At 73.1% G+C, this 22,321-nt stretch carries 20 protein-coding genes; 7 read left to right on the top strand and 13 right to left on the bottom strand.

All coding sequences use genetic code 11. From position 1 onward, the window contains the following. Positions 1–33: 33 nt before the first annotated feature. The 9 genes from ACZ3X1_RS26130 to ACZ3X1_RS26090 all read right to left on the bottom strand — a co-directional run bounded on the left by ACZ3X1_RS26130 (position 34) and on the right by ACZ3X1_RS26090 (position 9,725). Entirely contained in the window at positions 34–969 is a 936-nt protein-coding gene (locus ACZ3X1_RS26130; protein WP_390075126.1) for an SCO1860 family LAETG-anchored protein, read from the bottom strand. 187 nt (positions 970–1,156) lie between these two features. Then, positions 1,157–2,251: an amidohydrolase family protein gene (locus ACZ3X1_RS26125; RefSeq protein WP_467281142.1), complete on the bottom strand. Its 1,095-nt coding sequence runs from the start codon at positions 2,249–2,251 to the stop codon at positions 1,157–1,159. Between the two features lie 30 nt (positions 2,252–2,281). Next, positions 2,282–3,343: an aminotransferase class V-fold PLP-dependent enzyme gene (locus ACZ3X1_RS26120; RefSeq protein WP_390075122.1), complete on the bottom strand. Its 1,062-nt coding sequence runs from the start codon at positions 3,341–3,343 to the stop codon at positions 2,282–2,284. A 70-nt stretch (positions 3,344–3,413) separates the two neighbouring features. After that, positions 3,414–4,121 (bottom strand): DsbA family oxidoreductase, encoded by a 708-nt coding sequence (locus tag ACZ3X1_RS26115; protein WP_467281141.1) that lies wholly within the window; start codon positions 4,119–4,121, stop codon positions 3,414–3,416. A gap of 213 nt (positions 4,122–4,334) precedes the next feature. Beyond that, positions 4,335–5,783, bottom strand: coding sequence for a peptidoglycan D,D-transpeptidase FtsI family protein (locus ACZ3X1_RS26110; RefSeq protein WP_356814757.1), 1,449 nt, complete (start codon positions 5,781–5,783; stop codon positions 4,335–4,337). Between the two features lie 62 nt (positions 5,784–5,845). Next, a complete protein-coding gene (locus tag ACZ3X1_RS26105) occupies positions 5,846–6,529 on the bottom strand; it encodes a response regulator (RefSeq protein ID WP_467281140.1) in 684 nt (227 codons plus the stop codon). After that, a complete protein-coding gene (locus ACZ3X1_RS26100) occupies positions 6,526–7,818 on the bottom strand; it encodes a sensor histidine kinase (RefSeq protein WP_467281139.1) in 1,293 nt (430 codons plus the stop codon). Before ACZ3X1_RS26100 ends, ACZ3X1_RS26105 begins: the two co-directional genes overlap by 4 nt. Beyond that, a complete protein-coding gene (locus ACZ3X1_RS26095; protein WP_467281138.1) occupies positions 7,818–8,801 on the bottom strand; it encodes a hypothetical protein in 984 nt (327 codons plus the stop codon). The genes ACZ3X1_RS26100 and ACZ3X1_RS26095 overlap by 1 nt, the downstream gene beginning before the upstream one ends. A gap of 141 nt (positions 8,802–8,942) precedes the next feature. Then, the gene (locus ACZ3X1_RS26090; RefSeq protein WP_356814761.1) at positions 8,943–9,725 is read right to left on the bottom strand and encodes an IclR family transcriptional regulator; all 783 of its coding nucleotides are present in this window, start codon (positions 9,723–9,725) and stop codon (positions 8,943–8,945) included. Between the two features lie 127 nt (positions 9,726–9,852). Here ACZ3X1_RS26090 and ACZ3X1_RS26085 point away from each other — a divergent pair, with 127 nt between their 5' ends. From ACZ3X1_RS26085 to ACZ3X1_RS26070, 4 genes are all read left to right on the top strand, one after another. Beyond that, positions 9,853–11,376 (top strand): aldehyde dehydrogenase (NADP(+)), encoded by a 1,524-nt coding sequence (locus ACZ3X1_RS26085; protein WP_467281137.1) that lies wholly within the window; start codon positions 9,853–9,855, stop codon positions 11,374–11,376. Between the two features lie 91 nt (positions 11,377–11,467). Beyond that, positions 11,468–11,722: a hypothetical protein gene (locus ACZ3X1_RS26080; protein WP_356814763.1), complete on the top strand. Its 255-nt coding sequence runs from the start codon at positions 11,468–11,470 to the stop codon at positions 11,720–11,722. Positions 11,723–11,813: 91 nt separating this feature from the next. Next, positions 11,814–13,091 (top strand): TerD family protein, encoded by a 1,278-nt coding sequence (locus ACZ3X1_RS26075; protein ID WP_467281136.1) that lies wholly within the window; start codon positions 11,814–11,816, stop codon positions 13,089–13,091. A 102-nt stretch (positions 13,092–13,193) separates the two neighbouring features. Beyond that, positions 13,194–13,370 carry a hypothetical protein gene (locus ACZ3X1_RS26070; protein WP_356812006.1) on the top strand — a complete coding sequence of 59 codons (177 nt, stop codon included), beginning with the start codon at positions 13,194–13,196 and terminating at the stop codon, positions 13,368–13,370. 27 nt (positions 13,371–13,397) lie between these two features. On the opposite strand, the gene ACZ3X1_RS26065 is transcribed toward ACZ3X1_RS26070, so the two are convergent. After that, positions 13,398–14,837 carry an alkaline phosphatase PhoX gene (locus tag ACZ3X1_RS26065; protein ID WP_467281185.1) on the bottom strand — a complete coding sequence of 480 codons (1,440 nt, stop codon included), beginning with the start codon at positions 14,835–14,837 and terminating at the stop codon, positions 13,398–13,400. A gap of 188 nt (positions 14,838–15,025) precedes the next feature. After that, positions 15,026–16,522 (bottom strand): hypothetical protein, encoded by a 1,497-nt coding sequence (locus ACZ3X1_RS26060; protein WP_467281135.1) that lies wholly within the window; start codon positions 16,520–16,522, stop codon positions 15,026–15,028. 376 nt (positions 16,523–16,898) lie between these two features. Here ACZ3X1_RS26060 and ACZ3X1_RS26055 point away from each other — a divergent pair, with 376 nt between their 5' ends. The 3 genes from ACZ3X1_RS26055 (at position 16,899) to ACZ3X1_RS26045 (ending at position 19,923) form a co-directional block, all read left to right on the top strand. Continuing rightward, positions 16,899–18,740 carry an endonuclease/exonuclease/phosphatase family protein gene (locus ACZ3X1_RS26055; protein ID WP_356812004.1) on the top strand — a complete coding sequence of 614 codons (1,842 nt, stop codon included), beginning with the start codon at positions 16,899–16,901 and terminating at the stop codon, positions 18,738–18,740. Positions 18,741–19,185: 445 nt separating this feature from the next. After that, positions 19,186–19,440, top strand: a complete 255-nt coding sequence (locus ACZ3X1_RS26050; RefSeq protein WP_356812003.1) for a hypothetical protein — start codon at positions 19,186–19,188, stop codon at positions 19,438–19,440. 24 nt (positions 19,441–19,464) lie between these two features. Beyond that, positions 19,465–19,923: a hypothetical protein gene (locus tag ACZ3X1_RS26045; protein WP_356812002.1), complete on the top strand. Its 459-nt coding sequence runs from the start codon at positions 19,465–19,467 to the stop codon at positions 19,921–19,923. Between the two features lie 118 nt (positions 19,924–20,041). On the opposite strand, the gene dapD is transcribed toward ACZ3X1_RS26045, so the two are convergent. Both dapD and ACZ3X1_RS26035 read right to left on the bottom strand, forming a co-directional pair. Then, complete coding sequence (gene dapD / locus ACZ3X1_RS26040) at positions 20,042–21,022, bottom strand: 2,3,4,5-tetrahydropyridine-2,6-dicarboxylate N-succinyltransferase (RefSeq protein ID WP_356812001.1); 981 nt, start codon at positions 21,020–21,022, stop codon at positions 20,042–20,044. 9 nt (positions 21,023–21,031) lie between these two features. Then, on the bottom strand, positions 21,032–22,261 hold the full coding sequence (locus ACZ3X1_RS26035) for an MFS transporter (protein ID WP_467281184.1): 1,230 nt from the start codon (positions 22,259–22,261) through the stop codon (positions 21,032–21,034). Positions 22,262–22,321: the final 60 nt, after the last annotated feature.

Genomic DNA, 22,321 nt, shown 5'->3' with positions numbered 1-22,321 from the left:
GACCGGGGACCGGGGCCGGGTCGCCCGGCGGTCCTACTGGGCCTTGCCCCGCCGGGTCAGGAAGAGCGCGCCGCCGCCGAGCGCGAGCAGCGTCAGCGCACCGCCCGTGATGAAGGGCGTGAGCGAACCGCCGCCGGTCTCGGCCAGGTTGGCGGTGGTGCCCGAGCCGGTGGCGGGACCGGCGGTGGTGCCGGTACCCGTCCCGGTCTGGGTCTTGATGTCGGGCTGCTCGGGCGCCTTCGCCGTCGGTGCCGGGCCCGTCGGGGACTCGCAGTGCGCCTCGGCCAGCACGATCTCGCCGTCCACCTGGGCCACGTTGAGGTTCAGCGGGTTCACGGCCACCTTCAGGCGGAGCGCTGCCGCGGCGGCCGTGGTGGAGGTGGTCTGCGTGCCGGACAGCTCCAGGTTGACCGTGCCCACGCCCGGGACCTCGACCTTGGTGGGGCCGCCCGCGGACAGGGTGACCTTCTTGCCGAGCGCGGTCACCGTGCCGAGGACGTCAGCGCTGGCCACGGGCTTCTTGCCGGCTTCGCAGACCGCCTTGGAGGTGACCTTCTCCACCTCGATCAGCGAGAGCAGCGGCAGCCCGGGGACGTGCACGCGGGCCTTGGCCAGGTTGGCCTCGGCCTCCGCCCCGGTCTTGTCCGCGGTGGCCTTGGAGGTGGCGACGTCCGCGCGCAGGACGCTGACCGGCTGGTTCCCCTCGACCCCGTCCAGGGTGACGGTCAGCGCCGTCTTCTCGGCGGTCGCGGGGGCGCTGACCTCGTTGAGGGTCGCCTTCATCGGGATGTGCACGGTCTTGTTCAGCAGGCCCACGTCCAGCCCGGTGCGCAGGACGACGGCGCCGGACTTGCCCTCTCCGCCTACGGGGGTGCCTCCCGTGGCGGAGGCGGGCGGCGCCGTGAGCAGGGCGACCGTTCCCGTGGCGAGCAGAACGGCCGCGGGCATGCGGAAGGTGTTGCTGTTCAAGGTGGTGGAACCCCCGGGGAGTTGGGTGCCGTCGCGCGGCCAATGGGGGACATCGCACGCGCAGACGGCTTCGACCCTGGGAATCCTTACTCAATGTGGGTGACGGGGCAGCTACCCGACGTCACTTCACCCCAAAGGGTGGTTTCCGTGCGGGGATTCGATTTGCGGCCCGGCTCACCGCGCGCGCTCAGGCCCTGACCCTTCCGTCGACGACAACGCGCCGCGGCTGCGCCAGGACCCGTACGTCGGCCCGCGGGTCGGCGTCGTAGACCACCAGGTCCGCCGGCGCGCCCTCGGTGAGCCCCGGCCGGCCGAGCCATTCGCGCGCCGCCCAGGCGGTGGCGGAGAGGGCGTCCAGTGCCGGTATCCCGGCCGTCACCAGCTCGGCGACCTCCGCCGCGACCAGGCCGTGCGGCAGGGAACCGCCCGCGTCGGTGCCGACGTAGACCTGGATGCCCGCGTCGTAGGCGGCCCGGACGGTGTCGTAGCGCCGCTCGTGGAGCCGTCGCATGTGAGCCGACCAGCGGGGGAACTTCGCGTCGCCGCCCGCCGCCAGCTTCGGGAAGGTCGCGATGTTGACGAGGGTGGGGACGATCGCGACCCCGCGCTGCGCGAACAGCGGGATGGTGTCCTCGGTGAGGCCGGTGGCGTGTTCGATGCAGTCGATGCCCGCCTCGACGAGGTCGCGCAGCGAGTCCTCGGCGAAGCAGTGCGCGGTGACCCGGGCGCCCAGCCGGTGCGCCTCGGCGATGGCCGCCTCGACCTCGGCGCGCGGCCAGCAGGCCGTCAGGTCGCCGGCGTCGCGGTCGATCCAGTCGCCGACGAGCTTCACCCAGCCGTCACCGCGCCGCGCCTCGCGGCCGACGTACTCGACGAGGTCGGCCGGCTCGATCTCGTGCGCGTAGTTGCGGATGTAGCGGCGGGTGCGCGCGATGTGCCGGCCCGCCCGGATGATCTTCGGCAGGTCCTCGCGGTCGTCGATCCAGCGGGTGTCGGAGGGCGATCCGGCGTCGCGGATCAGGAGGGTGCCCGCGTCGCGGTCGGTGAGGGCCTGGCGCTCGGCCGTCCCGGAGTCGACCGGGCCGTGGGCGTCCAGCCCCACGTGGCAGTGCGCGTCGACCAGCCCGGGCAGGACCCAGCCGGTCACCGTGGTGACCTCGCGGGCGCCGGGCGGGCGCTCGTAGGAGACGCGGCCGCCGACGACCCAGAGTTCGTCGCGGACCTCGTCGGGCCCGACCAGCACCCGCCCCTTCACGTGCAGCACATCGCTCACATCGCTCATGGCGGCACTGTACGCGCGGCCCCCGCCGCGTCAGGAGGCGGAGAGGACATCCAGCAGCCGGTCCACTTCCGCCTCCGTGTTGTACAGGTGGAACGAGGCCCGCAGGAGGCCCGCACGGGCCGACGTGAGGATGCCGGCCGCCTGCAGGGCGGGCTGCCGGTCCGCCAGGCCCGGCACGGAGACGATGGCGGAATCGCCGGGCACGGGCTCGTGGCCGAGGCTCGCGAGTCCGGCGCGGTAGCGGGCGGCCAGGGCGGTGTCGTGGGCGTGCACGGCATCGATGCCGATCCGCTCGATCAGGGCCAGCGAGACCTCGGCCGCGTGGTAGGCGAGGAAGGCCGGGGACTCGTCGAACCGCCGCGCGGAATCGGCCAGTTTCGGCATGGGGCCGTAGACGGCGTCCCACATGGACTCGGCCGCGACCCAGCCGGCGTGCAGCGGAGTGAGGGTCTCCTGGGCCTCCCGCGACACGGTCATGAACGAGGCCCCGCGGACGCTGAGCAGCCACTTGAAGCCGACGGCGACCGTGTAGTCGTACGGCGAGGCGTCGAAGGGGAGCCAGCCCGCCGCCTGGGACGCGTCCACGAGCATCCGGGCGCCGTGCGCCGCCGTCGCCGCGCGCACCGCCGGCAGGTCGGCCTTGCGCCCGTCCGCGGACTGCACGGCGCTCAGCGAGACCAGGGCGGTGTCCGGGCCGACGGCCTCGGCGAGGGACTCCAGGGGTGCGAAGCGCACCTTGAGGTCGTCCCGCACCACGAACGGGTTGATCACGGAAGCGAACTCCCCCTCCGGGCAGAGCACTTCTGCGCCGGAGGGCAGCGAAGCCGCGACGAGGCCGACATGGGTGGACACGGCCGCGCCGACGGCCACCCGGTCGGCGTCCACCCCGACCAGGCGGGCGAAGGAGGCGCGGGAGCGGTTCACGCGGTCGAAGTCGCCGAATCCGGCGGGGATCCCGGCCCCCGCCGCCTCGGCCAGTTCCCTCACCGCGGCGACGGCGGAACGCGGTACGACGCCGCAGTTGGCGGAGTTGAGATAGGTGGTGGAGTGGGCGAACTCGGCACGGGTCGCTTCGGCGATCGAAAGATCCATGCCGTCAACTCTGCGCCAGGAACCACCCAAAGTCCACAGTCGATTTTCGCCAGTACACCCCAAGTGATGCTTATACCTGGGTGGCGGCGCAGACCCCGTCGGGCTCGCACGCGCCGGCCGCGGCCGCCGGCTCCGCCACCTCGCGCCCGGCCCAGGCCTGCTCCAGGGCACGGGTGAACACCTCGGCCGGCTGTCCGCCGGAGATCCCGTAGCGGCGGTCGAGGACGAAGAACGGCACGGCGTTCACACCCAGCTCGGCGGCCTCGCGCTCGTCGGCACGGACCTCGTCGGCATGGGCGGAGCCGTCGGCGAGGACGGCGCGGGCCTCCGCCTCGTCCAGGCCGGCCTCGACCGCGAGCGCGATCAGCACCTCGGGGTCGAAGACGGAGCGCTCCTCGCCGAAGTTGGCCCGGAAGGCGAGGTCGAGCAGCTCCTCCTGCCGGCCGCGGGCGTCGGCCAGGTGCAGCAGCCGGTGGATGTCGAAGGTGTTGCCGTGGTCGCGCCCGTCGGTCCGGTACGCCAGCCCCTCGGCGCGGGCACTGGCGGCGACGTGCTCCTCCATGCCGCGCGCCTCGTCGAGGGTGCGGCCGTACTTCTTGGCGAGCATCTCCACGACGGGGGCGGTCACACCCTTGGGGCTGTTCGGGTCGAGCTCGAAGGACCGGAAGACGACCTCCACCTCGTCGCGGTGCGCGAACTCGGCCAGCCCCTTGGTGAAGCGGGCCTTCCCGATGTAGCACCAGGGGCAGGCGATGTCGCTCCAGATCTCGACGCGCATGGTCCTTCTTCTCTCCGGGGTCGATGACGAGACGGTTTGCTGTTCAACCATCAGTGGTTCGAACCATCCGCCCGCCCGTCCCATTCCCCGGACACCGGGGGGGGCGGCCATGGCGTCGAGGTCGGCGGGGTGCGCGGTCCTGACCACGGGGGCGGGGGAACGCGCCGGGAACCCGGGCGGTTCCCGGCGCGTCGGGCATGGATCCCCGCGTGTCTACTTCTTCAGCCAGGCCTGCATCATCTTCTGCGCGATCGGCGCGGCCAGCTTGCCGCCGCCGATCTCGGAGCGGTCGGTGTCGGAGTTCTCGATCACCACGGCCACGGCGATCTGCTTGCCGTTCGCCTTGCCGTACGAGGTGAACCAGGCCAGCGGCGCGAGGCTGTTGTTGACGCCGCGCTGGGCGGTGCCGGTCTTGCCGCCCACCTCGGCGCCCGACACCTGGGCCGGCTTGCCGCCGCCCTCGGTGGCGACCGTGCGCATGGCGTCGCGGATCATCGAGGCCGTCCGCTCCTTCATGACCTGCTGGGACTTCGGGTCCTTGAAGCTCTCCAGCACGTTGCCGTTGGCGTCGGTGACCTCGGAGACCATGTGCGGGGCGACGAGCTTGCCGCCGTTCTCCACCGCGGCGGTGACCATCGCCATCTGGAGCGGGGTGGCCTGGACGTCGAACTGGCCGATGCCCGTCTGTGCGACCTGGTCGACCGACATCTTCTTGGACGGGTACTTGCTCGGCGGGTTGGTGCGGACCGGGGTGTCGATCTGGGTGTTGAAGCCGAGCTTCTCGGCTGTCGCGCGCATCTTGTCCTGGCCGAGCTTGGAGGCCAGCTCGGCGAACACGTTGTTGCAGGACAGCCGCAGGGCGGTGCGCACGGAGACGTTGTTGCAGGCCGCGGAGCCGGCCTCGCTGGGCAGTGCGGTGCGGGTGCCGGGGATCGTGTAGGGATCGGGGATGCCGGTCTGCTGGTCGATGTCGGTGACCAGGCCGTTCTCGATGGCCGCGGCCAGGGTGACCAGCTTGAAGGTGGAGCCGGGCGCCTGGGGCTTGCGCAGCGCCACGTTCTCCATGGCCTTGCCCTTGTCGGCGGAGAGCTGGTCCCAGGCCTTCTGGTCGGTGGCACCGGCGATGCTGCCCGGGTCGAAGGAGGGGTTGTTCACGACGGCGAGGACCTCGCCGGTGACGGGGTCCAACGCCACGGCGGCGCCCTGCTTGCCGTGGAGCGCGTCGTAGGCGGCCTTCTGCACGTCCTTGTCGATCGTGGTGAGGACGTTGCCGGGGTCGGCCCGCTTGTTGGTGAGCATGTCCATCACGGTCTTCAGCCGGCTGTCGGAGCCGTTGAGGACGTTCTTGTAGATGCCCTCCAGCATGCTGGTGCCGTAGGCCTGGGAGCTGTAGCCGGTGACCGGCGCGTAGAGCGGGCCGTCGACGTAGGTCCGCTTGTAGCCGAAGTCCTTGCCGCCGGTCTTCTCCGAGCCGGTGATCGCCTCCCCGCCCACGATGATGTTGCCCAGCGGGTTCTCGTACTGCCCGATGAGATTGCGGCGGTTGTGCTTGTCGTCTGCGAGGGCCTGGCCTTGGTACGCCTGCACCCAGGTGACGCGGACCAGCAGGGCCAGCACCAGGAGCAGACAGAAGACCGACGCACGCCTGATCGTCTTGTTCATCCCCCGGAAGGACGTCCCGAGGGCTCCAGGCGTTCCGCTCTGCCCCGATTGTGGTCGAGTTCTCAGCCTTTCTTCATGACGAAGCCCCCCTCGTAGGCCGCGATGACCGCCTGGGTGCGGTCGCGGGAGCCGGTCTTGGTGAGGACCGACGCCACGTGCGTCTTGACCGTCTGCGGTCCCACCCCGAGGCGTTCGCTCATCTCGTGGTTGGACAGCCCGGTGGCCATCAGGCTCAGTACGTCGGCCTCCCGGTCGGTCAGCCTGGCGACCCAGGGGGCGGTGGCGGGTGCGGTGGCCGCCGCGTGCGCGGCGGCGAGGGAGCGGACGGCGGCAGGGAAGAGCAGCGAGTCGCCGCGGGCGACGAGCCTGACCGCACCGATCAGCTCGTCGGGGTCGGCGCGCTTGAGGAGGAAGCCGGCGGCTCCGGCGCGCAGCGCGTCGTAGACGTAGGCGTCGTTCTCGAAGGTGGTGACGACCACGATCCGGGGCGGCTCGGCCATGGTGGCGAGGATCTGCTCGGTGGCCCGGATGCCGTCGATCTGGGGCATCCGGACGTCCATCAGCACCACGTCGGGGGCGAGGGACCGCACGAGCGGGACCGCCTCGGCGCCGGTGGCGGCCTCGCCGACGACCTCCAGGTCGGCCTCGGCCTCCAGGATGACCCGCAGCGCGGTGCGGACCATCCGCTCGTCGTCGCAGAGCACGATGCGCAGCGGCGGCCGGGCCGCCGGTGCGGCCCCGGTCATCGGTCGCCTCCGGCCAGCGGGAGGACCGCGCGCAGCCGCCACCGGTCCCCGTACGGTCCGGCCTCGACCCCGCCGCCGAGCAGTGCGGCCCGCTCCTGGGCGCCGCGCAGCCCGCGTCCCCCGCCGGTGCGGGGCTCCCCTCCCCCGGATGGGGCGGGCGGATTGGTCATGGTGATCTCCAGTTCTCGCTGTGCGGTGTCGTGTCCCGCCCGGACCCGGATGCGCAGGTCCACCGGGCCCGTGCCGTGGCGCAGGGCGTTGCTGAGGCCTTCCTGGACGATCCGGTAGGCCTCGCGTGAGGTGATCTCCGGGAGCCGGGCCCAGTCCCCCGCGGGCCCGGGGTCCTGGTCCGCGGTGATGGTGGTGCCCGAGGCCCGGGTGCGGGCCAGCAGCCCGTCGAGGTCGACGGCGAGCGTCGGAGCGGGGGCGGTCCCGCCGTCCGGCCGGGCCGGGTCCCCTTCGCGCAGCAGGCCCAGTACTGCGTCCAGTTCGCCCACCGTCCGCCGGGTGGTGTCCTCGATCGCGGTGAGCGCCTCCCGTACGAAGTCGGGGTCGCGCTCCAGCATCCGCCGGGCGGCGGCCGCCTGGAGGGTGACGGCGCTGAGCGCGTGCCCCACCGCGTCGTGCAGCTCCCGGGCCAGCCGGTTGCGCACGGCCAGGTCGGCGGCCCGCTCCTCGGCCGCCGCGAGCCGGTCCGCCGCCGTGGGCCCGAGCAGTAGGGGCGCCAGCCGGGCCAGCAGCGCCCCGGCCCCGGCCGCGCACAGGGCGAGTGCGGCCAGCAGGCCGATCCCGAGGAGGGGGGCCGTGTACGGTTCGGCGCCCGTGGTGAACCACCCGAAACCCAGCCGGACTTCGCGCAGTCCGCTCACGAAGGGCAGCACCAGCAGCACCAGGGCCATGGGCGGCACCGCCAGGGTCATCCCGCTGACGAGCGCTCCGACCCCCAGGTGCAGGGTCCACCAGGCCGATGCCCGCCCCCGCGCCGCCCAGGACCGCGCGGGCCCTTCGGCGAGCCGCTCCCCCGGCACCCCGCACATGACCCGCACGGCGGTCACCGACAGCGGCCGGACCAGCCCGTACACCCCGGTGACGGCGGCCAGCGGCAGCGCCGCGGCGTAGGCGGCGAGGGACAGGGGGAGGGAGGACAGGGCGTTGGCTCCGCCGGCCGCCATGCCGACCCCCACCGTCGCCAGGAGAAAGTACGGCATCAGCAGAGCCCCGCCGAGGATCTGGTGGACCCACCGCAGCCGGGCGCGCGCTCCCAGCAGCCGCCCCAGGCCGTCGCGCATCAGCTCTCGCGTCGGGATATGAGGAACCGGATCAGGACGGCGGTGGCGAGCGATCCGGTGACCATCTGGCCAGCGTAGATCAACCGGGCGATGCCGGACGCCCCTTCACCGCCGTCCAACTGCGGCCCCAGAGAGGCGATCAGCACCCAAGACCCCCAGGCCAGGGTCGCTGCGGCGCCGACCCAGGTGAGGCCGAGCGGCCACCGTGCCCGCAGTGCCCCGCCGCGGGCCAGGAGCAGCGCTCCCGATCCAGCGGCGAGCGCGCACACCGCCTGGGCCACAGGGCCCACGGCGCTCTCCACCGAGTGCGCCTCGGCCCGCCCGCCGCTCAGCCCGGCGGTGCCGCCGAAGGCCCAGTAGGCGAACATCGCGGCCACGGCCAGGGCGCCCGAGGCCGCGGCTGCCGCCACCACCCCCGTGGGCGACGGCAGCCGCTCTCCCAGCACGCCCTGCCACCGCCGGCCCCAGCGCTTGCGCGCGTAGGGCACGAACAGTGCTGCCAGCGCGAGTCCTTGGACGGTGAATCCCGTGTAGACGACGATGAAGACCCAGGAGTCCAGGAAGGGCTGCTGCGCGGCCGCCGCCTCCGGGGCGGTCCCGAAGCCCAGGGCCCGGACGAGCAGCTGGCCCGGGAACCCGAGGAGGATCGGGGTCAGCAGGCCCGTGGCCGTGAACACCGGAACGGCCAGTGTCCAGGCGGGCGTTCTCAGCCCCCAGGGTCTGGTGAGCACCAGGACGAGCAGGATCACGCACGCGTCCATGGCCAGCGTGACGGCATTGGCCACCGTGAGGAACAGGCCGGCTTCCAGCAGCACGCTGCCGTCCGGTATCCCGATCCGGCTGCCGGACAGCCAGGCGGCTTTCAGCGCCAGGTACGGCACCGTGGCCGCCAGGGCCACCGCCGCGAGGATGTGCCTCCCGGCCCCCGGCGGGGGAGCGGAGGACTGCGGTGCCTGCGTCGTGTGAACGGCTCGTGTGGTCATGCCCCAACGGTCCCGTGTACGACGGCCCGCCACCTCCCCCGCAAAGGGGAACCGCCTCCCCCGTGCGGGGGAGGAACCACCGGCCCCGGGTGTCACACGCACCCGCCGCTCACGGCGTCACGCGCGCCGTCCCACGCACCGTCACATGCGGCGCGTCACCACCGACAGCCGGTCGCGCGCCTCGAACAGCGCGGCCTTGATGACCTGCTCGTGCCCCGGCGTCAGCCGCGCCACCGGCACCGAGCAGCTCACCGCGTCCCGGGCGGGCGTCCGGTACGGCACGGCCACCCCGAAGCAGCGCAGCCCGAGGGTGTTCTCCTCCCGGTCCACCGCGTACCCCTGCTCCCGCACCAGCTCCAGCTCCTCGATGAGGTGCTCCCGGTCGGTGATGGTGTGCTCGGTGACCGCCTCCAGCCGCCGCGGCAGCAGCGCCCGTACCTCCGCGTCCGAGTGGGTGGCGAGCAGCGCCTTGCCGAGCGCCGTCGAGTGCACCGGCAGCCGCCGCCCGACCCGGGTGAAGGGCCGCAGATAGTGCTGGGACTGCCGGGTGGCGAGGTACACCACGCTCGTCCCGTCGAGTCGGGCCAGGTGGATGGTTTCCGTCGTGTCGTCGGAGAGCCGGTCCAGGGTGGGCCGGGCCGCGGCGACCACCTCGTCCCCGTCGATGTACGAACTGCCGACCAGCAGGGCCCGTACGCCGATGCCGTACCGCGTGCCCGTCGCGTCCGTCTCCACCCAGCCCAGGTTCACCAGCGTGCGCAGCAGCATGTAGAGGCTGGACTTGGGCAGGGAGAGGTCGCTTTGGATGTCGGCCAGGCTGTGCAGCCCCGGCCGGGCCGCGAAGTGCTCCAGCAGCAGGACGGTCCGGACCGCCGATTTGACCGGCGCCGCCTGGGCAGGGATCCCCGACTCGGTCGTCGTCATACGCTGCTTCCCCTCTGGTCGCCTCTTGTCACGCGGAGGACCCCGGAAATAGAGTCCGCAGCAGATGTGATCATTCATCCACCGGAACCGCGTTCAGAATACTGAACGATCCAGGAGGCAGTGGGCCATGACAACGACACCAGTCTGGAGTGTGGACCCCCGCACCGGGAAGCAGCGCGAGCAGGTTGCGGTGGAGGCCACGTCCCGCGAGGTGGACGAAGCCGTACGGGCCGCCCATGCCGCCCGCGGCCCGCTCGCGGACGCCGCCGTCCGCGCGGCCTTCCTGCGCACCGCCGCCGCACTCCTCGACGAGGCCGCCCCCCACGTCATCGAGGCCGCCGACGCCGAGACCGCGCTCGGCCCGGGCCGGCTCACCGGCGAACTGGCCCGCACCACCGGCCAGCTGCGCGCCTTCGCCGACGCCGTCGACGAGGGGTCCTACCTCGACGTCCGGATCGACCGCGCCGACCCCTCCCTCAGCCCGCCGCGCCCGGAGCTGCGCCGCTACAAGGTCCCGCTCGGCGTGGTCGCGGTCTATGCCGCCTCCAACTTCCCGCTCGCCTTCTCCGTCCCCGGCGGGGACACCGCGAGCGCGCTGGCGGCGGGCTGCCCGGTGGTGGTCAAGGCGCACCCCGACCACCCCGCCACCTCCGAGCTGTGCGCCTCGCTGCTGCGCCGGGCGGCCGTCGCGAACGGGCTCCCGCCCGAAGTGGTGGCCGTGGTCCACGGGTTCGAAGCCGGCCTGGAGCTGATCCGCCACCCGCTGGTCGCCGCCGCCGGGTTCACCGGTTCCATCCGGGGCGGACGGGCGCTGTTCGACGCCGCCGCCGCTCGGCCCGTGCCCATCCCCTTCCACGGCGAACTGGGCTCCCTCAACCCCGTCGTGGTCACCCCGGCCGCGGCCGCCGAGCGCGCCGAGGAGATCGGCGCCGGCCTCGCGGCCTCGGTCACCCTCGGCGTCGGCCAGTTCTGCGTGAAGCCCGGCCTCGTCCTGGTGCCTGACGGCGCGGACGGCGACCGGCTCGCCGGCGAGCTGACCAAGGCGCTCGGCGAGACCGAGCCCGGGGTGCTGCTCGATCACCGGATGCGGGAGAACTTCGTCGCCGGGGTGCGCGAGCGGGCCGCGCTGCCCGGCGTCGAGGCCCCCGTCACTCCGGGGTCCGGCGGCGACCACACGGTGGGTGCTGGCTATCTGACCGTGCGGGCCGAGGACCTCCTCGCGGGCGAGGGACACGACCTCCTCCTGGAGGAGTGCTTCGGCCCGGTCACCGTCGTCGTCCGGTACGCCGGCCAGGGCGAGGCGGGCGCGGTCCTCGGGCGGCTCGGCGGGAACCTGAGCGCCACCCTCCAGCTGTCCGCCGCCGAGACCGAGGGTGCGCCGGGCCCGGCCGCCGAACTGATCGGACAGGTCACGGGGCTGGCGGGCCGGATCGTGGTCAACGGCTGGCCGACCGGGGTCGCGGTGGCCCCGGCCCAGCACCACGGCGGCCCGTATCCGGCCGCGACCTCGCACTCCACCTCGGTGGGCGGCACGGCGATCGAACGCTGGCTGCGTCCGGTGGCCTACCAGTCGGTCCCGGACGCCCTCCTCCCGCCCGAACTCCGCGAGGCCAATCCCCTGAACCTCCCCCGCCGCGTGACGGGCGACTGAGCGGAGCACTCCGCCGCATCCGGTCCTGCACCCACGCCACCGCGCGACCCGAGCGGCCGCCGTCCTGACCCAGGACGGCGGCCACTGCCTCATGGGGCGCGGCGGGAGTGCCGACCGCCACCAGCGCACCCGTCGGCGCCGTGCCCGCCGACGCGTCCTGCGCCGCCGGCTCACGCGCACCGTCCGCACGGCGCTCGGCATCGCGCTCGGCGTGTGCGGCCTGCTCGCCTTCGTCTTCGGCCTCGTCGTGTTCGTCCTGGGGTGGGACATGATGGACGACTGGTTCACCATCGGCGTGGCGGCCCGGGGTGCGGCAGCGGTCTTCCGTCTCGACCGCCGCCCTTGACACCCGGCAAGGCGCGGCCGATCCGCACCCGGCGCGGAAATATCGACCGAGGGTAAGGGAACGGCAAAGCACCTCCGGTCGTTCTCCGGGCATGACCGCTATGACCCCTGGATCCAACCTGCCGCTCAATGCCGTCCGTGTGACGGTGGACGTGGCTGCGCCGGTGCGGCTCGACGTGTCCGCGCTGCTGCTCACGGCGGACGGCAAGGTGCGTTCCGACGCCGACTTCATCTTCTTCAACCAGCCCAGCGGGCCCGGTGTCACCTACCGTTCCGGTGGGGGCGCGGCGCCGGACTCGGTCACCGTGGACACCTCCGCGGTGCCCCCGGGCATCGAGCGGATCGTGGTCACGGCCAGTCCGGACGCCGCCGGGCAGACCTTCCAGGGCATCGAGCCCACCGCCACCGTGCGCGACGCCGACGGCGGCACGGTGATCGCCTCGTTCACCCCGCCGCAGCTGGCCACCGAGACCGCGCTCGTCGTCGTGGAGATCTATCTGCGCGGCGGCGCGTGGAAGGTCCGGGCGGTCGGCCAGGGGTACGCGAACGGCCTCGCGGGCATCGCCACCGATTTCGGGGTCAGCGTGGACGAGGAACCGCCTCCCGCGGCCGCCGTCGCCCCGCCCGCCCCCGCGGCCCCCGCGGCGCCCACCGCTGCGCCCGCCCCGCCGGTCACCCACCAGCCCTCCCCCTGGCTGACCGCCGGCGCCGGCGCCCCCGCCCCGGTCACCCCGGCCCCCGCTCCCGCGCCCGCCGCGCCCCCGGCCGCCCCCGCCGCACCGCCCGCCGCCGGAAAGATCAACCTGGACAAGGGCCGGGTCAGCCTCCAGAAGAACCAGACCGTCTCGCTGGTCAAGGGCGGCCGCCCGCTGCTCTCCCAGGTCAAGATGGGCCTGGGCTGGGAGCCCGCCTTCGCCGGCCGGGACATCGACCTCGACGCGTCCGTCATCGCCTACGGCCCGCAGCGCAACCACATCGACAGCTGCTACTTCGGCAAGCTGTCCATCCTGAACGGCGCCATCAAGCACTCCGGGGACAACCTCACCGGTGAGGGCGCGGGCGACGACGAGGTGATCGTCGTCGACCTCGGCCGGCTTCCCGCCGACGCCACCGGCCTGGTCTTCACGGTCAACTCCTTCTCCGGCCAGAAGTTCACCGAGGTGGCCAAGGCCTACTGCCGTCTGATCGACGCGGCGAGCGGCGAGGAGCTGGTGCGCTTCGACCTCACCGGTGCCGAGCCGCAGACGGGCGTGATGATGGCGAAGCTGATCCGTCAGTTCTCCGGCGAGTGGGAGATGACGGCCATGGGTGAGTTTGTGAAGTCGCGCACAGTGCGCGGCATGGTCAAGCCCGCCGCCCAGGCACTCTGAGCAGGTGGGCGGGCACGGGCGGCCACCGGAGCGGATCGCGGGTGATGGATGCCACGCGTAATCCGTGGGTGGCTGTCAGTGCCCGCCCGTAGCCTTGGAAGCATGCACGAGACACTCACGCCCGCGGGGCCCGCCCGCCCGTCCGCCGCCGAGGCGAACGAGGCGATACGGCACCTCGTGGAGACCCGGGTGGACGGCGAGTGGCCTTCCGAGGCGTATGAGTTCCTGCTCGCCGAGTGGGCCGAGGCCTCCCGCGCGGAGGTTTCCCCGGCCCAGTGAGGCCCGCGATCCCGGCCGGGCGGGGCGTCAGTGTGCGCGCCGCCACGGCCCGGTGATGGCCAGCATGATCCCCGGGTCCTGGATGTTCGCGTACAGGGTCCGCCCGTCCGGCGAGAAGCAGACGCCGGTGAACTCCGCGTACTCGGGCTCCTCCGGCGTCCCGATGTTCAGCTCGTTGCGCGCCAGCGGGTAGGTGCGGCCGGATTCGGTCGCACCGAAGAGGTGCTGCAACCCCGAGCCGTCCTCCGCGATGACCAGGCCCCCGTACGGCGACACGGTGATGTTGTCGGGGCCGTCGTAGCCGCCGTCCACCGACGGGTCCGCGTTCACGCCGATGAGGACGGTCAGCCGGATCGTGCGCCGCTTGGGGTCGTAGAACCAGACCTGGCCGTCGTGCGCCGCGCCCGGGCTCTCCTCACGGGCGTAGGAGGACACGAAGTACGCGCCGCCGTCGGCCCACCAGATGCCCTCGAGCTTGCGTCCGCGCGTCACCGCGTTGTCCGCGAACTGCTTGCGCGTCGGTACGGTCCGCGCGTCGCGGTCCGGCACGTCCACCCAGTCGACGCCGTAGACGGTGCCGGTCCTCGTGGCTCGCGAGAGGTCGTCGACGAACCGGCCCGAGCTGTCGATGCACTTGGCGGCCTGGAGCACGCCCGCGTCGGCGGCGAGCGTACGGAGCCTGCCGCGCCCGTGCCGGAAGCCGCGGGGCGGGGTCCAGCGGTAGAGCAGCCCGTTGGGGCCGGAGGCGTCCTCGGTCAGGTACGCGTGGCCCTGCCGCGGGTCGATGACCACGGCCTCGTGGTCGTAGCGGCCGAAGGCCTTGACCGGGCGCGGGTCGCGGTTGGCGCGGCGGTCGTGCGGGTCGACCTCGAAGACGTAGCCGTGGTCCTTGGTCATGCCGTTCTTCCCGGCGAGGTCGGAGTTCTCCTCGCAGGTAAGCCAGGTGTCCCAGGGGGTGGCGCCGCCCGCGCAGTTGGTCGACGTACCCGAGATGCCCACCCATTCGGCGACCTCGCCGCCGCGCCGGACCTCGACGACCGTGCATCCGCCGGCAGCGGCCGGGTCGTAGACGAGGCCCTCGGTGAGCGGGACGGGGCGGGCCCAGTTCGCACGCTTGCCCTTGAGTTCGTGGTTGTTGACGAGGAGGGTGACGCCGCGGTGGCCCTCGAAGGCCGCGGTCCCGTCGTGGTGGGACGGGGTCGTCTCACCGGACTCCAGCGTCGTGACGCCGCTGTGCGTGATCACGCGGTAGCGGAAGCCGGCGGGGAGGGCGAGGATGCCGGCCGGGTCGGGGACGAGCGGGCCGTAGCCGGGCTCACAGGGCCGCCCGTGCTCGTCGCGGCCCGCGCCCTCCTCGGCCGCGAGCGCGCCCGGAGCGGTGGCGAGGGCGCCGACCGTCCCGGTGAGCGCGACTCCCGCGCCGGCGATGACGGTACGGGCGGTGAAGTCTCTACGGCTGAGCGGCATCGGCATCGGGTCTCCTGGGGTGGGGAGTGGTGCGCCTGTCGTGCGGTCGTCGGCGCACACGCTCCCGCCCGCACGTGAACGGCGGCTGAATTACCCACGAAGAGAACCGGCCCCTTGCCGGTGGGCGTCAATGGCCAACTCCGGCCCATGAACGGCGCATTGTCGCCGACCCGGCGGGCGGGCCCGGCTCAGGGCCTGCGGGAGCGCGCCTTGAATGCGGCCTTGCGGGCCTCCTTGGCCGTCTTCCGGTCCGGGTGCAGCCGGCCCATCGCCTCCAGGACCTGGGCCGTCGACGGGTGCTCGACGCGCCACACCTGGTCGAAGAACCCCGCGTGATGCGCGGTCAGGGTCTCCATCAGGAGGGGCAGCTCCTCGGTCTCGCCGTCTGCGGCGAGCTGCGCCGCGATCGTGTCGACGGTCAGCCAGAACACCATCTCCGGGGCGGGCGGCGGTACGTCGGCCACCCCGTGCTCCGCCAGCCAGACCCGGGCGAGCCCGCCGAGCTCCGCCTCGTGCAGCACCGAGCGGACCGCCGGCTCGGCCTCCGGCCCGGCCAGCGCGAGGGCCTGCTGGCAGCGTAGCCGTCGCAGCGGGCCGCCCTCGTCGTCCCCGCGGGCGGCGGCGAGCAGCTCGGCGACGGCGGCGAGCAGGTCGCGGCCCGCCAGCCACTGCTCGATCTCGGCCTGCGCGGCGTGCTCGGGGTAGGAGGCGACGGCGTCGAGGAGTGCGTCGGCGCCCTTGCCGGCCAGTTCCCCGACGGCAGGGGCGTCAACTCCCGCTTCCAGCATCCGGGCGCGGATGCCGTAGAGGCCGAGCGGGGTCAGGCGGACCATGCCGTAGCGGGATACGTCCGCGTCGTCGTCCTCGCGCCCGGCGCGCGGGCCGTCCTCGTCCGCCTGCGCCATGAGCTCCTCGTCGACGGGCCGGAACTCCACCAGTCCGATCGGCTCCAGCTGCCGGAACTGGTCGTCGAGGCGCATCATCGCGTCCGAGACCTGCTCCAGCACGGCGTCGCTGGGCTCGCCCATGGTCTCGGGCGCCACCAGTGAAGCGGCCAGCACCGGAAGCGGAATCGGTCGGTCGACGCCGCCGGTCCCGGAGACGGTGAGCAGGTAGAGGTTGGCGAGGACCTCGTCGAGCACGTCCGCCTCGCGGCCCGGGTTCCAGTCCAACCGGTCGAAGTCGATCTCCCCGCCGGCGTCCAGCGCGTCGACCAGGTCCTCCAGGTCGGGCACCGCCGCGTCCGCGAGCACCGCCTCCAGGGCCGCCCGCCACAGGTCGAGCACGTCGCCGGGCGTTCCGCCCGTCACCAGTGCCAGGTCCTCGCCGGGCGCGGCCGTGCCGTACGGCTCCTCTCCGGCCCCGGGGGCGCCCTCGGCGTCCCCGTCCGTGTCCTCCTCGGGCTCGGTCACGTCCACCAGCCCGGTGTCCACGGCCACCCGCCAGGCCTGGCTCGCCTGCCCGGGGGCGTCCTCGTCGCCGGCGTCGAGGCCGAGGTGGGCGGCGGCGTCGGGCAGCTGCTCGGCCGCCAGTTCACCGCCGACGCCGACGCGGGTTCCGGGGCCGGCCCAGCGGGCCAGACGTACGGCGCGCGCGAACAGCGGGGCGCCCAGGGCGTCGCGTGCCAGCTCCGCATCGGAGTGCAGCCGGACCGGCGGCAGTGTGGGGTGCGACTCAGCGGACATGGGGCGGCTCTCCTCGCGGACGCGGTGGTGACGGGCGGGCCGTGACGGTCCGGCCGGGCGGCCGGACCGTCATACACGCCCGAAAACCGGTGACATGGCCGACATGACGGGGCAGTGCGGGCATGGCGGATGTGGCGCAGATGACAGCCATGGCCGTCTTACGGCGACCCAGCGTAGACGCATATCGGGCGCCCCCGACGGGTCATCGGCTTTGGTTCATCCCACAGTCAGCCGCCGTCTCCCCTGGAGGGCTTGACAACTTTGCTGGCAACACAGGAAATTGACGCGCGTAGACGTTCGGGGGCTGACCAACCCCCCGCAGATCCCGCTGTTGCAGCCTCTCCTTACCCCTCTCCCACACCGGAGTTTCCTGACCATGCGCTCCTCGCATCCCCGCTCCGCCGCCGTCGCGGCCCTCGTCGCCTCCGCGCTGGCCACCGGCCTGCTCGCGGGCTCCGCCGACGCGGCCGAGGGCGCGGCGTCCGCCGACCCGGTACGCATCCACGACATCCAGGGCACCACCCGGATATCCCCGCTCAACGGCAAGCAGGTCGCCGATGTCGAGGGCATCGTGACGGGCGTGCGGGCCTACGGCTCGCGCGGTTTCTGGATCCAGGACCCCGACGCCGACGACAACGCCGCGACCAGCGAGGGCGTCTTCGTCTTCAGCAACTCGGTGCCGACCGTCGCCGTCGGCGACGCGGTCAAGGTCTCCGGCACGGTCGGCGAGTACATCCCCGGCGGCGTGAACTCCGGCAACCAGTCGGTGACCCAGATCTCCAAGCCGACGGTCACCGTGGTCTCCTCCGGCAACGCGCTGCCCGAGGCCGCCGCGATCAACGAGTACACGGTGCCCGCCGAGTACACCCCGGCCGGCGACCCGGCCGCCGGCGGCAGCATCAACGGCCTGGCCCTGGAGCCGTCGCGCTACGCCCTGGACCACTACGAGTCACTCGAGGGCATGAACGTCAAGATCGGCACCTCGCGCGTCGTCGGCGCCACCGACCCGTATGCGGAGCTGTGGGTCACGGTCAAGGGCTGGGAGAACGCCGCCAAGCGCGGCGGCACCGTCTACGGCTCCTACGAGTCCCAGAACACCGGCCGCCTCCAGATCCAGCAGCTCGCGCCCCTCGCGCAGCAGCCCTTCCCGGTGGCCAACGTCGGCGACAAGCTGACCGGTACCACCGAGGGCCCGCTGGACTTCAACCAGTTCGGCGGCTACACGCTGGTGGCCCGCACCCTCGGCACCGTCAAGGCGGGCACCCTCGCCCCCGAGAAGACCAAGCCGCAGGCCGAGCAGGAGCTCGCGGTGGCCACGTACAACGTCGAGAACCTCGACCCCACCGACCCCCAGGAGAAGTTCGACGCGCTGGCGAAGGCGGTCGTCGAGAACCTGGCCTCCCCCGACGTCCTCGCCCTGGAGGAGATCCAGGACGACAACGGCGCCAAGAACGACGGCACCGTCTCGGCCGAACAGACGCTCACGAAGTTCACCACGGCCATCGCGGCGGCGGGCGGCCCGGCCTACCAGTGGCGGACCGTCAACCCGGAGGACAAGAAGGACGGCGGCGAGCCCGGCGGGAACATCCGCCAGGTGTTCCTCTTCAACCCGGCGCGGGTCTCCTTCACCGAGCGCGCCCCGGGCGACGCGGTGACGGCGACCGGCGTCGTCACGGAGAACGGCAAGACCCACCTGACCCACTCCCCCGGCCGCGTGGACCCCGCGAACCCGGCGTGGGCCGACAGCCGCAAGCCGCTCGCCGGCGAGTTCACCTTCCGCGGCAAGACGGTCTTCGTGATCGCCAACCACTTCGGCTCGAAGGGCGGCGACGAGGGCCTGACCTCGCACCACCAGCCGCCGCTGCGCTCCTCGGAGACCAAGCGGCTGCTCCAGGCGCAGGCCGTGAACGGCTTCGTGAAGCAGATCCTGGCGGAGGACAAGAACGCCAACGTCGTCGTCCTCGGCGACATCAACGACTTCGAGTTCTCGGCGACCACGGACGCCCTGGCGGACGGCGGGGCGCTGTACCCGGCGATCAAGTCGCTGCCGAAGGCCGAGCGGTACTCGTACGTCTACCAGGGCAACGCGCAGGTGCTGGACCAGATCCTGACCAGCCCGGCGATCAAGAAGTTCACGTACGACAGCGTGCACATCAACGCGGAGTTCGCCGCCCAGAACAGCGACCACGACCCGCAGGTGCTGCGCTTCCGCCCGTAACACCGGGGCCAGGAGCAGCAGGGGCCCGGCCGCCGGCCCGGCCGGGCCCCTGCCACGATCCCGCCATGCTCTTCCGCCCCGCCACCCGCCGGACCTGCCCGCCGTGCTCGGAGGGGGCGGCGGAGCTGATGCGGCAGGCCGCGAAGCGGGCCCGCGGGCGCGGTTGCGGCTTGGTCCAGCTCACCGGCAACAAGCGGCGCACGGCGGCCCACCGCTCCTTCGAGCGGCTGGGCCTTCGCGCCCAGCCCCGAGGGCTTCAAGCGGTCCCTCGGCCGGCCGTGTGGAGGCCGTCCCGGGCGAGATGAGGACTTTCGGCCCTGGCGTGACGCTCGCCACATCTCCACCGAATCGACCGGTTGTGGTGTTGAGTGTCTGCACGCCCGATCTTGTCCCGGCCCAGCCCGGCTCGCGCCGCCCGCCCCGCCCGCTCCCCTGGAGGATCCTGGTGTTCCCCTCGATCTCCCTCGCCCAGGAAATCGGCCTCGCCGTCCTGCTCGTGGCAGCGCTCGTCTGGGTGGCCGGCCTGGGCCACATGCTGTGGGGCAGCCGCTTCCGGCAGCCGGAGCCCGTCGCCTCCGAGGCGCTGCCGATGATCCCGGCGCAGCGCAGCTCCGCCGGGCACCCGATGGAGTCGGTGCAGCTGACCGAGGCGGAGGAGCAGGCCTTCGCCGGCCTGATCCGCACGATCCCCCTGCACTAGCACCGGCCGACGCACGAGTCCCCGATGACGGTCTTCCAGTGCCGGGCCTGCCACCGCGCGGTGACTGCGCCCGTCACCGAGCGGTCCCTGCCGGACCCGGACAGGGACGACGAGTGGTATCGGCCGAAGGCGTCCGCGACGGACGTGAACGGCCATACCGACGAACCGATCGTGCGGATGGCTCCCGGGACCTTCGCGGTCGACCCCGAGCCGTCCGGCCCCCCGTACGTCCTGGACGGTTCGTCCGGGCTGCTCATGGAGTCCGGCCCGAGCGGCACCATCGTGCTCGGCCCCGGTGACGGCATCGGCCTGGAGGCACACCCGGACGTCGCGATGCGCCGCGGGTACTGCTGCGGGATGGACGGCGAATGGGGCCCCAACCTGGTGTGCACGTGCGGCGCGGTCATCGCCACCGTCTACTCGGACTGCTACCAGGTCCAGGAACTGCGGCTGCAGCCGAACGCCGTCGAGCGCTGCGACTGACCGCCGACCGCCCGGCCCCCCGACATGAGCCCCCCGGCGCCGGTGCCCGTCGGCCGGCAATATCGAGCGCCCTCCCGGACGGTGGGTCCGGGAGGGCGCTCGCAGACGTGTACGGCCGTCAGTTGTGGCTGTGGAGGACCTCGTTCAGGCCGCCCCAGTTGGCCTTGTACGGGCGGGCCTCGACGGTGCCCGTGACCGAGTTGCGGCGGAAGAGGATGTTGTCGGCGCCGGAGAGCTCCAGGGCCTTGACGACCTGGCCGTCCGGCAGGGTGACTCGGGTGCCGGCGGTGACGTAGAGGCCGGCCTCGACGACGCACTCGTTGCCGAGGGCGATGCCCACGCCCGCCTCGGCGCCGACCAGGGTGCGCTCGCCGATCGAGATGATCTGCTTGCCACCGCCGGAGAGGGTGCCCATCGTGGAGGCGCCGCCGCCGATGTCGGAGCCGTCGCCGACGACGACGCCCGCGGAGATGCGGCCCTCGACCATGGAGGTGCCGAGGGTGCCGGCGTTGAAGTTGACGAAGCCCTCGTGCATGACGGTGGTCCCCTCGGCGAGGTGCGCGCCGAGGCGGACGCGGTCCGCATCGGCGATGCGCACGCCCTTGGGGGCGACGTAGTCCGTCATCCGCGGGAACTTGTCGATCGAGGTGACCTGGAGGTGCAGGCCCTCGGCACGGGCATTGAGCCGGACGGTCTCGACCTGGTCGACGGCGACCGGGCCCAGCGAGGTCCAGGCGACGTTGGCCAGCAGGCCGAAGACACCGTCGAGGTTCTGGCCGTGCGGCTTGACCAGGCGGTGGCTGAGCAGGTGCAGGCGCAGGTACGCGTCGTGCGCGTCCAGCGGCTTGTCCTCCAGGGAGGCGATGACCGTGCGGACGGCTACGACCTCGACGCCGCGGACCGCGTCCGTGCGGATCGCCTTGGCCGCGGCGGCGCCGAGGAGCTCCACGGCCTGCTCGGCGGTGAGGCGCTCGGTGCCGGCCGGGCCGGGCTCGGCGACCAGCTCGGGGGCGGGGAACCAGGTGTCGAGGACGGTGCCGTCGGCGGTGATGGTGGCAAGTCCGGCGGCGACGGCGCCGGTGGTACGCGTAGCAGTCATGCCCGAAACCTAACCGGCGACGGCCTGAGGTTGCGAACCGGTCTCATGTGCCGGTCGGGGCGCGTGTCGCCGCTGCCGCGCCGAAGCCCACAGCACCGCCCCGCCCGCCGCCACCGCGAGCCCGGCGCACAGCGGCCACAGCAGGCCGGGCGCGGCCGAGTACAGCGCACCTCCCAGGGGCGGCCCGATGACGACCCCGCTGACCGAGATGCCCGCGTACACGCTCTGGAACCGTCCGACGGCGTGCTCGGGCGCCTCGTCGGCGACGTAGGCGGTGGCGGTGGTCTTGTACAGGATCTCCCCGAGGCTCAGCAGCACCATCATCACCACGGCGCTCGCGATCCCCGCCCCGAACACCAGCGCCCCGTACCCGGCCCCGACCAGCACGATCCCGGCGGCGATCACCGGCAGCGCCGGCCGTTCGCGCAGCGCGACGGCGACCGGGAGCTCCAGCAGCAGGATGACGCCGCCGTTGAGGGCGATGACGAGCCCGAAGGTGCGCACGTCCAGACCGTGGTCGGCGAGGAAGACGGGGAAGGCGGAGTACTGCTGGCGGTAGACGACGTCGGTCACCAGGATCGCCCCGAGCAGCACCAGCAGGGCGGGCCGGGCCCGCAGCTCGGCGGCGAGTCCGCGGCCCCGACCCCCGTCCGGGGCCGCGGAGGTCTTGCGGGGTGCGCCGCGGGCCGGGACGACGCGGGCGGTCCAGAAGGCGAAGAAGAGGGTTCCGACGCCGTCGGCGACGAAGAGCCAGTCGTACGAGAGCCCGGCCGCGATCAGGGCGCCCAGCGGCGGGCCGAGGGTGAATCCGCCGTTGGAGGCGCACCGTACGAGGGCGAAGGCCTGGCGGCGGCCCCCCTCCGGGACGGTGACCGCGACCAGCGCGGAATTGGCGGCCCGGATCACGCCGGAGGCGTACTGGGCCACCGGCATGGCCACGAAGAGGAGCGGCGTGGGCAGCAGCGGGAAGGCCGCGAGGGCCAGTCCACCCAAGGTGGCGGCGGCCAGGAGCACCCGTCGGTGACCGAAGCGGTCCCCGAACCAGCCTCCGCTGAAGTTGCCCGCGACCAGGCCGACGCCGCCGATTCCGCTGACGAGGCCGGCCTCGGCGGCGCCGAGGCCGCGCGGGCCGGTCAGGTAGAGGAAGACGAAAACGAAGGTGAAGGCGACGACGGCGTTGACGAACACCCCCGCAACCAGCAGCCACACGACCCTCGGTATGTCCTTGAACCCCTGCAGCACACCCGTGTCCCCCGCATCCGATCAGTGAGTTCCTTTTGGGAACGGACTATGTCAGCA

The organism is Streptomyces sp. NPDC023541 (assembly GCF_055559995.1).
Note: the sequence above shows the minus strand (reverse complement) of the source record. Positions and strands in the feature narration are given on the sequence as shown.